General features: G+C 36.0%; 9 protein-coding genes. 6 read left to right on the top strand and 3 right to left on the bottom strand.

The genetic code is table 11. From position 1 onward, the window contains the following. Window positions 1-3,171: beta strand repeat-containing protein (locus tag ACSVH5_RS10575; RefSeq protein ID WP_438061405.1), on the bottom strand; the 3,171-nt coding region annotated here is incomplete at its 3' end. A gap of 340 nt (window positions 3,172-3,511) precedes the next feature. On the opposite strand from ACSVH5_RS10575, the gene ACSVH5_RS10570 reads away from it, so the two are divergent. Further along, a complete protein-coding gene (locus tag ACSVH5_RS10570) occupies window positions 3,512-4,228 on the top strand; it encodes a PPC domain-containing protein (protein WP_438061404.1) in 717 nt (238 codons plus the stop codon). A 78-nt stretch (window positions 4,229-4,306) separates the two neighbouring features. Here ACSVH5_RS10570 and ACSVH5_RS10565 read toward each other — a convergent pair whose 3' ends face one another. After that, window positions 4,307-5,071 carry a DUF3667 domain-containing protein gene (locus ACSVH5_RS10565; RefSeq protein WP_438061403.1) on the bottom strand — a complete coding sequence of 255 codons (765 nt, stop codon included), beginning with the start codon at window positions 5,069-5,071 and terminating at the stop codon, window positions 4,307-4,309. Between the two features lie 330 nt (window positions 5,072-5,401). Further along, window positions 5,402-5,581 carry a Sec-independent protein translocase subunit TatA/TatB gene (locus tag ACSVH5_RS10560; protein ID WP_438061402.1) on the bottom strand — a complete coding sequence of 60 codons (180 nt, stop codon included), beginning with the start codon at window positions 5,579-5,581 and terminating at the stop codon, window positions 5,402-5,404. A gap of 290 nt (window positions 5,582-5,871) precedes the next feature. Here ACSVH5_RS10560 and ACSVH5_RS10555 point away from each other — a divergent pair, with 290 nt between their 5' ends. From ACSVH5_RS10555 to ACSVH5_RS10535, 5 genes are all read left to right on the top strand, one after another. Continuing rightward, on the top strand, window positions 5,872-7,362 hold the full coding sequence (locus tag ACSVH5_RS10555; protein ID WP_438061401.1) for a GH3 auxin-responsive promoter family protein: 1,491 nt from the start codon (window positions 5,872-5,874) through the stop codon (window positions 7,360-7,362). A 1-nt stretch (window position 7,363) separates the two neighbouring features. Next, complete coding sequence (locus ACSVH5_RS10550) at window positions 7,364-8,290, top strand: carboxypeptidase-like regulatory domain-containing protein (RefSeq protein WP_438061400.1); 927 nt, start codon at window positions 7,364-7,366, stop codon at window positions 8,288-8,290. 44 nt (window positions 8,291-8,334) lie between these two features. Next, a complete protein-coding gene (locus ACSVH5_RS10545) occupies window positions 8,335-10,011 on the top strand; it encodes a DUF6909 family protein (protein WP_438061399.1) in 1,677 nt (558 codons plus the stop codon). A gap of 6 nt (window positions 10,012-10,017) precedes the next feature. Then, window positions 10,018-11,001, top strand: coding sequence for a hypothetical protein (locus tag ACSVH5_RS10540; RefSeq protein ID WP_438061398.1), 984 nt, complete (start codon window positions 10,018-10,020; stop codon window positions 10,999-11,001). Window positions 11,002-11,078: 77 nt separating this feature from the next. Next, complete coding sequence (locus ACSVH5_RS10535; RefSeq protein WP_438061397.1) at window positions 11,079-12,338, top strand: MATE family efflux transporter; 1,260 nt, start codon at window positions 11,079-11,081, stop codon at window positions 12,336-12,338. Window position 12,339 lies beyond the last annotated feature (1 nt).

The following is a 12,339-nucleotide window of genomic DNA, read 5'->3' as shown; positions in this document are numbered from 1 at the left end:
CGTACAGAAAGCAGTAGGGCCAGCAGCAGTGATTATGGGTTGGCTAGGTTTAGTAGTAACGGTTATGGTACCAGTTGCGTTCACTGTACCACAACCACCAGTCAAAGGAATAGTGTAGTTGAAAATCCCACTAACAGTTGGTGTCCCTGAAATAGTTATTGTATTTGCCGACCAAAGGGCTTGAACTCCAGTTGGTAGTCCAATTGCTGTACCGATTCCTGTTGCACCAGTTGTAGTATGAGTAATTGGTGATACTATTGAGTTTTGGCAGAGCGTAGGTGCAGTAGAAGCATTTGAAACAGTGTTGGTTGCCGTTACACTAATTGTTCCAGTTGCCGTTGGAGCTGGAGTACATTGAGAACTGATAACAGTTAAAGTATAATTGAATGTTCCAGCTACTGTTGGTGTTCCTGAAAGGGTAATCACACCATTATTATAAACGGCTGCAACACCATTAGGTAAATCAGTAGCATTAACTCCTGTAGCATTTGTTACACTGTAAGTTATTGGAGTAATAGCATTATTATTACAAACGGTTTGAGATGTAGTACTTGTATTCGAAGTTAATGCAAGTTTAGATGGTGTTCCCATGAAAGTGAAAACGGCATTATTAGGTAAACTCACATTATTAAAAGTTACTTTATTAGATACTAATGTCGATGCTGTTATTTTTGTTATTGTACCATCAGTAAAGTTGCCATTACCATCGGCATCAATTACTAATGTATAATCAGAAGCTTGAATACCCGATAAACATAGACCAGTCAAATCAAATTGTAAATTCACTGTGCCAACATCACCTGTATGTTTTACTTTCCATTCTCTTGCAAAACGATTGTTTCCATTTTCATCAATAGGCAAATCAGTAGTCTGTTCGGTTAAAGCCCCATTGTCATGCCCAATAATCAAAAAATCATTAGTGTCTAATGAACTTGGAGCTGACAAAACAATATTTCCTTTTCCCGATTGTCCACTACCATCGCCACTACCTGTATTCATAGAGTTGGATGAAGTTTGGTTTAATCCATTACCATCGTCTTTTCCGATGCCGAAAATATCGTTTTTATAAGTGGCATCAGCAGCCCAAATGGTAGTGCCTGCCGAATTGGTATAGGCCACTGCTGCGGTATTGTCTCCCAGACTGATACCATATTTAAGCGCAAGATAAGACTGTACTTTATTTCTGTCGGAGTCGGATAGAATTGATGGATATACGACTAATTCTGAAATGTTGACCTGAAATAAATTTCCAGCATAGGTTCCAAAGTTTAAAGGACTATTGGGAATATCCCTATAATCTCCACCTACGGTTTGCCCGCTAGTACCATTTATATTCAGATTTAAAGTACTGCTTCCTGCGCTGAGGGTAGTTGCTGTCATGTCGGCCAAAGCAACTTCACCGCTCTGAACCAAACTAGTTGGATCACTTTTCAGGTTTTGCTGTAACATTTGACCAACGTTATTGAACCCGATCTTCCAAGGTCCCGACAAATCGGATGCATTGTAGAGGTTGTCATAATTTGATCCAACATGACGGTAAACTACAAATTGGGTAGCGGTTTCGTTCCCAGGAGTACCACCAAGTAAACCTGATAAAATGGGAGTAGCCATAGTATCATCAGTCCCGTCAAAACTCAAGATGGGTTGAAAATTAATTTGATTTGCACCAGAGGTTATCAAAGTAGGTTGCTTTGATGCTAGGCTCTGTGTAGCATCAGCATTGGACATACTTCCTTGATTGGCCCAGCTACTGACTTTTCCGCTGGATTGCGTAATACCTGCATCGGCTTTCAGCCAGAGGTTGGCGCCTAGCACACCTGGACCTACCGGTGCTTTTTGAGTCATAAAGGTAAACACGGCATCTTGTGGAAGTGCAACCGTGTTAAAGACCAATTCATTACCCGAGATTGATGTTGGGACTACTTCCGTTACTGTGCCGTCTGCAAAGTTGCCATTACCATCGGTATCAAACAGTAATTTGAAATCCGCTAGTGAGGCGCCACTCAATGTGAGGCCCAGCGTGCTGAATTTTAGAGTGATCGTTCCCACATCGTTGGTATGCTTTACTTTCCATTCACGACCAAGGCGCTTGCCTCCAGCAAGTGAGGAAGGCAAGTCAGTAGTTTGTTCTGTTAATGCCCCATTATCATGCCCAATAATCAAAAAATCATTGTTTTCTAGTGAACTAGCATTACTCAAGACAATATTCCCTTTACCCGATTGCCCGGTGCCATCGCCACTACCCGTATTCAGGGAGTTGGATGAAGTTTGGTTCAAACCACTGCCATCGTCTTTTCCGATGCCGAAAATATCGTTTTTATAAGTGGCATCAGCTGTCCAAATGGTAGTACCTGCCGAACTAGTATAAGCCACTGATGTGGTGTTGTTGCCTAAGCTGATGCCGTATTTAATGGCGAGATAGGACTCAACCTTTATTTTATCTGTAATTGACAAACTGGTAGGGAAGAGTACCACTTCCGCCAACTGTCCGTTGAAAGCATGCCATCCGTTAACGGCTCCATTATTATTACTTCCTCCAATCATGGGAGTGAAATTGATAGTATTAAAATTTCCACCCCCACCATCTGTCATAGTCTGCGGTTGACTATTTAATCTGCCGGTTGCAAAAGGTGCAGAAGCCAAACTCACATCCAGGTTGACAATTCCAAACTGACTTACATTTTGATTATCAAAACGCTGATTAGTACTTGCTGTACCATTTGAAACAAAAACAGCGGTTGAGTTGCCACCAGCAAAAATTCCGACACCAAAATTTGTTCCAGGCTGTGTACTTCCTATTACGGTAGTCTGGTTCGCGCTATTCTTATATACTGCAAACCCATCTACATAGCTAATAGGTGTGTTTCCGTTTAATCTGGTTGTAGGTAGAGTTGCTGATGGGTCGGGGTTGGCGTTAACAAAAGAAATCACCGGTTTGAAGTTGATGGCATTGAATTCAACTTGAGGTGAACCTATTACACTAAAGTTGTTAATTCCCGTTTGGTCATTCCAATCTGTTACGTTGGACCCAGAGTTAGAACGGCCCCCATCGGCTTTTAACCAAAGACTTGCACCTGAAACACCACCAGGATTTTGTGCATAAATACTCATCGACAATAATAGCCCAAATAAGGTAGTCAGTATTTGGAATTTTAAAGTAATTTTTCTCATTCTTAAAATAATAGTTTAGTATACCAGATTAGTTAATTGTATAACAATATTGTTTTACTTTAAAAAAACAGAATTGTTATAAATTATTTTTTTGATAAGTTAAATAGGCTTTGGAAAATATTGTTTTTAATTATTTTTTTCTGTAGTAAATCAATTATTCAAATTTATAAAACATTCTTAAAATTTTTAATTTTTCTTAATTAATACTTAAAGTATTTTTCTGAAAATAGTCCATTTATTTTTTTTAAAAATGTTCACTATGAAATATTATGTTTTCAATTACTAATCGAGGATATATTTTGTTTAATTTTATGATTGTATATTTAAAAATCAATTTTTTATGAAATCAACACCGCAACAAGTTTTTGTAATGGTATTTTTTGTAGCAATGGTTCCTTTACTTTCTTTTGCTCAAATCATCACCAAAAAAGTGACTTTCCCTGCTGGCAAATCTTCAACACTAATTCAAGGAACGATTGCTGGCGATCAAACCATTGATTATACCCTTGGGGCCAATCAAGGTCAAAAGTTGAATGTAACCTTGACCAACAAAAGCAACGATGCTTTTTTTAATGTGTTACCTCCAGGGTCACAAGGCGAAGCCATTTTTATCGGTCAAAACGACGGGAACAAATGTAGCATTACCTTACCCTCTAATGGAACGTATAAAATTAGAGTGTATCAAATGCGAAGTTCTGCCAGACGTGGCGAAAAAGCCAGTTATTCTCTCAGCATCAGTATCCCAACTGCCTCGAAATCTGTAGATGCCAAAGTTGCCGGAACGAATTATAATGCCACTGGCGATTTAAGAGCAGCTATAGGTTCTACACCCAAATCAGCAAAATTTGGTGTGATTCGTTCTAATGGAGGAGCAGAAGTACACGCTACCTTGCCTGGCAAGAGCAAACGTGTTTTTGTGTTTTCCCAAGGAGAATGGTCTTGTAAATCGGCAAATTGTAAATTAACTTTTGCAAAAATCAGCTCAGACGAATGGGAATTGATAGTAAACAGTTCTGAAAAATATTATATTCCAGATGCGGTGATTTACGGTGGTTAGTCGTACAATTTTTAGTTAAAAGGCTTATCAAATCAGGTTTGATGGGCCTTTTTATATTTAGTCATCTTTTTTAAAACATTAACTAATTTTTCCTCCTTCTAAAGCGAAATAGATCAACCAATAGATAAACATAAAGATGGTTGAAAACAGTAGTCCAAAAAGAACTGCTACAGTAGATCGAATGATTAAAACAGCTTTGCTATACAATTTGGAGTCATAAAAAAATTGGTATAAAAACCAAATGGAATAGCCAGTTGTGCCATAAGAAACCAATTGATCTACAAATTTTAGCAAAGCGATATTCGAAGACAGTATAGAAAAAAGGGTTACTATTTTGGATAAGATTAATAGAGCAGAGGCTTTATACACATTCATAATCAAGTGTTCTGGAAAATTGAATTTACTTTTCTTGAAAAAAAGATAGGTGAATGCAGAAATAATAGGAATTGTAATGAAAATGAAGGTTTTTGGATTGTCTCTAACAAAATTAAAATAATTGACCATTATTTTTTCGGAGGCTTTGTCTTCGGCACTTAAGGCAGCCATACTCACTTTAGCATATTTATCTAAAAAAATACCTATTGCCGAGAGTAAAATAAACAAACTCATGTAATTCATATGATTCACCCTTTTGCCTGCCAGATATTCTCTTACAGAATGACCTGGTCTAGTAAACAATTCTTTGATGGTAAAAAAGAGTTCACTTTTAAAGAAAGCATAAAATGTACTAGCAATATCGTTCTTGAAAATTTGTTTAAAAGAAAATCGAGTAGTACTCGTTTTTTGACCACAATTATAACAATAGGATCCTGAGGCTTCGGAGTTACAGTTTAAACAATTCATATTTTAAAGGGTTAAATTTGTAAAACACTATTTTTTGTTCCTGAAGTATTGAAATAATGATATTAGAATAAACACTAATAAAACGGGATAAATAAACACTAAATCAGCTCGGATAACTGCCGTTTTTTCTGATTGTGCCCAAATTTGTACCACTATTTCCCAAATACTATAAAGTGATAAGAGTACGACTGTGGTTTTTTGAATACCAGTAAGTTTCATGGTTTTTCATTAAAAATTTAATAAATATATTAAAAAATTAATAAAAAAAAACCAAACCCTTTATCTATAGCAGTAAAGGGTTTGGTTTTTTATACGGTAATTTTGAAAAGTTTATTCTTTTGTCTCTTCTTCTTTTTTAGAATTAGCCGGTTGTTCGTCTTTGGCTGCGTTTTTGAATTCTTTTATTCCGCTTCCTAGACCTTTCATCAATTCTGGAATTTTTTTACCTCCAAAAAGTAATAAAATGATACCCACTATAACAAGGATTTCTGTAAGTCCTAATCTTCCCATGATTGTATTTTTTATTGCCGTAGCAAATTTGTACTGAATAACGGTGCAAATGTATATAGAATTCCTTAATCTGTTTTGATTTTAAAAGAATTATTTATTCTTGTTATCGTTAAATATATGATAAATTTAGGTTTAGGCCCTTACATTTACAGCAATGGGGCTTCAAGCAAACAAGCTTTAATCGTTATATTTGCGCAGATTAAAGTAATTTTTTTTCCTAAAAAGATGGTTTGTTGCTGTGTTTTTATCTAAAAAAAGCAGCAGGGAAAAGAGTTCAAAACCCAAAAGTAATGTCAATAAAAGCAATCGCGGCAAAATTATTTGCTAAAAAAATAGTCCGAAAGACACAAGAATGGGCACAAAATCCCGTAGCCACACAAGAAACGGTTTTTAAAAAATTAATAAAAGAAGCCCAAAATACTCAATTTGGTATAGACCATCATTTTGAACAAATACAGTCCCATGCTGATTTTGTTCAAAAGGTTCCTATCAGAGATTACGAAGGTCTAAAATATTACATTGACCGAGTAGTAAATGGAGAAGAAAATGTGCTTTGGAAAGGCAAACCTATTTATTTTGCCAAAACTTCGGGTACCACTTCGGGGGCTAAATATATTCCTTTGACTAAGGAGTCTATGCCGACACATATTAAAGCTTCTAGAAATGCTATTTTGCATTACATTCATGAAACGGGTAATGCTGATTTTGTAGATGGGAAAATGATTTTCTTGCAAGGGAGTCCCATTTTAACCGAGAAAAATGGCATCAAATTGGGAAGATTATCAGGCATAGCTGCTCATTTTGTTCCGGGTTATTTGCAAAAAAACAGAATGCCATCTTGGGAAACCAACTGTATTGAAGATTGGGAAACCAAAGTCAATGCTATTGTAGAAGAGACCATAAAAGAAGACATGCGCGTGATTTCTGGAATTCCGTCTTGGGTACAAATGTATTTCGAAAAATTGCAACAAAAGGCTCAAAAGCCCGTTGGAGAATTGTTCCAAAACTTCAATTTATTCATTTATGGAGGCGTTAATTTTGAACCGTATCGTGCCAAATTCGAGAATTTAATTGGTCGAAAAGTAGATAGCATCGAACTTTTTCCTGCTTCTGAAGGTTTTTTTGCCTACCAAGATGCTCAAAAAGAGAAAGGAATGTTGTTGTTGTTGAATTCAGGAATTTTTTATGAGTTCATCAAAAGTGAGGAGTTTTTTAACGAGAATCCAAAGCGTTACACCATAGGCGAAGTCGAATTGGGCGTAAATTATGTACTGATTATTTCTACCAATGCGGGACTTTGGGGCTACAATATTGGGGATACCGTACAGTTTACTTCCTTGAAACCCTATCGCGTTATTGTTTCGGGTAGAATCAAACATTACATTTCGGCTTTTGGGGAACACGTGATTGGCAAAGAGGTAGAAAGTGCTTTGCAAGAAGCGATTCAAGGGACCACTATTCGTATCAATGAATTTACAGTGGCGCCACAGATTACGCCCAAAGAAGGATTGCCTTATCACGAATGGTTTATTGAATTTGAAAACGAACCAGAGGATGAGGTTGCTTTTGCCGAAGCGATTGACCAAGCCATGCGCAAGCAAAATATCTATTACGATGATTTGATTGTTGGCAACGTTTTGCGAAAGGTAGTCATCACCAAAGTCGCCAAAAACGGTTTCCAAGACTATATGAAATCCATCGGGAAATTGGGGGGACAAAATAAAATTCCGAGATTGAGCAATGATCGTAAAATTGCTGTCTTTTTTGAAAATAAAAATTAGAATGAGAAATAAGTATTGGTTTTGGATGCTGCTTTTTGCATTTCAATTTAGTTTTTCGCAATTAAAAGGTGTTGTCAAAGACAGTATTTCAGGGCAGCCCATTCCTTATGTAAATATTTGGGTGGAGAATGAAAACATTGGAACCACCTCAGAACTAGATGGTACTTTTACTATCAATACAACATCGGATAAAGTATTGGTTTTTTCGGCCGTAGGCTATCTAAGAAAAAAAGCAAGAGTGGCAGATAATCAAGGGATTTTGTTGTCTTTAGAAGTAAATCATTTGAAAGATGTTTTAGTTCAAAAGAGACTAGGAAAAGAACAAATAGAAATCAATACGTTCAAAAGTAAAGAAGTCAATAGTTATCATTCAGCAGATAATAAACCAACGATAATAGTTACGCACATTAAAAATTCTTCGATAATTGAAGAACACCCATTTATTCAAAAGATCACTTTCTTATCTAATTCACAATTAGCAACTGCAAAAATTAAGTTACGAATCTATGATGTTGCTCCTGATGGAGGTCCAGGAGCCAATTATAATGATGAAACTATAATTGTTTCATTAAAAAAAGGAAAGAGAAAAAATACAATTGATGTATCAGATCAAAATATTATTATTCCAAAACAAGGATTATTCATTGGTTTTGAATGGATAATTATTGAGGAGAACAAATATACTTTTAACTATACTATCGATCAAAAAGGTAACAAGAGAATAGGAGATCAAATTAACAAAACAACTAAGATATACTCAGATGGTCAAGATTACCAGCCTTATATTGGATTATTGAAAAGTGAAGAATCTTTGAGATGGTTTTATTCTGGAGGGAAGTGGCACAAGCTATTAAATAATATTGAAAATAAGGGGCATTTGGTGTTTTCAAAAGGAAGTTTAGCTATTCAACTTACCTTAACCAACTAAAAAAAACTTTTACTTACCTTTGAGAGGCACTAAAAACAAACAAGATGAATACAACCAAACATATATCAAGATCTAGAGCGCAAGAATCTTCTGCGGCTATAGAAAAAATGTACATTACCATTCGCCATTTATTCAACCGTGGGTTTTACAAACCTATGGGAATTTCGGGCGACACCTTACGGGAAGCTTTATTGGCTTTGCGCCCCGAAATTTACGGTTCTATTGCCGATGAAAAAGTAGAATTGAACGGTTTATTATACGTTATCGAACGACTTCCAGTAGGGATTGAGCAGTGCCGATTTATTAATTTAACTTCGGATGAAGGCTATTCTAAATCGCATTTTCAGGCTATTGTGCCGCCAAAGCGAAGAAGAAATTGCTACCGAATTGACGAAGAACAAATGAATGTCGAAATCACTCGCGGACGTTCCGATATTTATGATATTTTGACGCATCTGACCTTCATTTTTATCGAATCACACAAAATCAAAGACCGCGTTTTACTCGATGCTGGTGAGGTTTCTAGAGATTGGTTAAAATTAGAAGCGGCAGTAAATCAGCCTAAGAAACTAACTCAAATCGAGAAAGAAAAAGCGATTTCGCATGCGTCTAATATTTTAGGTAGAACGTTTGAAGAAGTATTAGACATTTATGAGGCTTTTGGCTCCGAAACGGCACCGGATCGTTTTCTGCATGTGATTTATTGGTTAGGAAAATTAGCCATAGAGGAAGTAGTAGACAACAAAAAAAGAACCATCACCTTTAGCCCAATTCTTAGAGAACGTTTGGGGCATCATATTCATGGTGAAATTTGGGCCAATTCGATCAAAGAAGTGTTGAAAAGCAAAAAACTTTTGGATCGCCCTATTCATGTAATTAGTGCCAATATGCATAGTGTGATGAATTCTATTTTTGCCACGCCTCTACTGAAATCAAAATTCAAAGACAAATCAGACTTTGTAATTTATGAAGAATTGAGCAACTCAGGCGCCAAAGAATTACGCAAACAAGTAGAAACAGTGGCCGAGAAAAATGGTATGTTGTTTTTGCCCGACACTTCAGGAACGAATATAGACGTTCAAATTTTTGATACAGCCAAAATTAATTGGTCCCAAACGGCATTTCCAAACACACAAGTAGGCGATAAAGCTCCCGTATTGATTGTCATGGATTATGCTTTTGGTGAACAAGCCTATGAAACGATTGATGAATTATTGAAACCTTATAAAAAAGAAATTCACCTTAACGTTCAATCGGTTTCTATTATGGGAAAAGCGGGAATTTTGGAAGGCGGCAAAGGCGATATTATGATTCCAAACGCCCACATCAACGAAGGAACTGCGGATAATTATTTCTTTGAAAACGAATTGACCGCCAAAATGTTCGAAGGCAATGACATTGCTGTTTTTGCAGGACCTATGGTTACCGTTTTGGGTACATCGCTTCAAAATAGAGATCTGTTGAAATTCTTCCATGAGTCTACCTGGGGAGTGATTGGTTTAGAGATGGAAGGGGCTTACTATCAAAAAGCAATTCAATCGGCCTCTAAAATCAGAAAGAGTGTACCCAAAGACATCAAAGTGCGTTATGCCTACTATGCTTCTGATAATCCGTTAGAAACTGGAAGCACTTTGGCTTCAGGAGGTTTGGGAACAACTGGCGTAAAACCAACCTATTTGATTACCATTAAAATTTTAGAACAAATCTTGAATAGTAAATAAAAGCTCATGAGTACACCCTCGCATAGCGATTCAGAAATTGACGTATTTCAAATTACCACCAAAGTAAAAAAGGGTTTCGAACGTTTGAATACTTTGTTGTTCAATTGCATTCAGTTTTTTGTACACCAATGGAAAATAGTGGCAGCATTGCTTATTATTGGTTTTGGTTTGGGGTTATTTTTGGATAAAAACAATAAATTGTATACCCATGAAATTACAGTAATTCCCAATTTTGGAAGTGTGGATTATTTGTATGCTAAAATCAATTTGATTCAATCTAAAATTAATGCTGGAGAGACTACTTTTTTGCAAAAAGAAGTAGGATTATCCCATCCTGAAGTTGTAAGAAAAATTGAAATCAAACCCATTGCCGATGTCTATAAATTTATTGAAGACAAAGAGCGAAATTTTGAATTGATTAAATTAATGGCCGAGGTTGGTGAAGTCAAAAAAGTATTAGAGGATAATATAACCAGTAAAAATTACACGTATCATACCATTGCTGTAGTGACCAATGGGTCTGCAACCGAAAAACAATTGATTACACCATTGCTGAACTATCTCAATCAATCGGACTATTTTTCAGCAATACAGGAGGTGGAAGTCGCAAATTTGAAACAAACTATTGCACAAAATGATACCATTATTCAACAAATTAATGGAGTTTTGAATGGGTTTTCGGACAATGTAAAGAGTTCGTTAAAAAACGACAAATTGATGTACTATAATGAAAATACGCAACTCAATGATATTATAAAAACCAAACAAGATTTGGTTTACCAACAAGGTAAAAACCGTTTGAAAGTAATCAACTTTCAAAAAACCATCAAAGAGGTAACTTTCACTTTGAATAGTACTACTTCAATAGCCATAAATGGAAAGATGAAGTTGGTATTGCCAATCGCTCTTTTATTTGTATTTGTAGGTGTTCATTTGTTCCTCCGATTTTATCAAAAGCAATTGGCTAAATCTAAAGCGGTTGCTCTCTAAAAAAAATTTTGCTAACAAGACCAAATGTGTTAAGATCGCTGCACTTTCATTTCATTAAAACCATTCAAAATCCTGTAGTGAGGCAAAGTTTACTAACCTTGTTTATTAGGGTTTTTGGTGTGGTGCTATTGTTTGGATTTACGTTGTTTTTAACGCAAAAGTTTACGCCTCAAGTAGTAGGGCAATATGATTTTGTTCGCACATTTCTTTTTGCTATCGGGAGTATTTGTTTATTGGGTTTTGATCAATCCATTTTGTATTTCAAAGGGCGTTTGTATCCGGATTTCTCTTTGGGACATTTGAGAAAAGTATATTTAAAAATGGTCTCGATGCTTTTTGTAGCTTCGTTGCTCTTATTGGTTTGTATAGTAGCATTGGATGCCTCTGTTGTGGCACTATTTTTTTCGGACGATGCTACTTATCTACTTCTGATAAAAGCTTCGGCAGCCTTGTTTTTTTATGGGCTTTCTATACTAAATGTTGAGGTTTTTAGGGCGTTAGAGGAAGTAGGAGTTGCTGAACTATTTCGAAATATTTTCAAATACTTACCGATAATTGTGGTAGCTTTTTTATTAGTGCAATGGCAATTAGAACCGTATTTGGTGGATGCTTTTTTGTTGAGTTTTGTTTTTTCTGGAGTGATAACGACACTATTGACCGTTTATTTTTTCAGAAAAAAACCTGCAACTTCTACTGTTGATTGTTTTTCTACTCGTGAAATTATCACTAAATCATTTCCGATTGCCGTAAGTGGAATGGCTATTTTTTTAATGATGAGTTTTGATATTCTTTTTTTAAAAAAATACCACGGCGATGCTAGCGTAGCTTTTTATGCTGTGGCGGTCAAATTAATGACTTTGTTGTCTGTTATTATTTTAACGGTAAATATTACCGTTTCGGCAGCTATTGCAGCTAGTTTTTCAAATAAAGAAATGGACAAAGTACAGAAAATAGTCCAAAATAGTTCCCGATTAATCGTTGCAGTTACACTACCGGTTATTATCATATTGGTTCTCTTTCCAGAGTTTATTTTGCATTTTTTTGGTCCTAGTTATGTAGTGGCCAAAGAGGCATTAGTAGTACTGGTTTTGGGTCAAGGTTTTTGTGTTTTTTTTGGGTCGGCTCCTGTTTATCTGAATATGACAGGGCGTCAACGTATTTTTCAACGCATTGTTTTGGGGGCTCTTGTCCTTAATTTTTTACTTAATTATTGGTTGATTCCTTCTTATGGAATGTTGGGTGCCGCTATTGCTTTTTCGGTAAGTGCCTTATTTTGGAATCTTGGAACGGCCCTTTTTGTGTATGTCAAAGACGGAATTAAGCTGTTTTTGAGTTAAG

Source organism: Flavobacterium sp. RSSA_27 (assembly GCF_051547125.1).
GTDB lineage: Bacteria > Bacteroidota > Bacteroidia > Flavobacteriales > Flavobacteriaceae > Flavobacterium.
The sequence above is the reverse complement of the archived record's forward strand: the minus strand, read 5'-3'. Positions and strand labels throughout refer to the sequence as shown.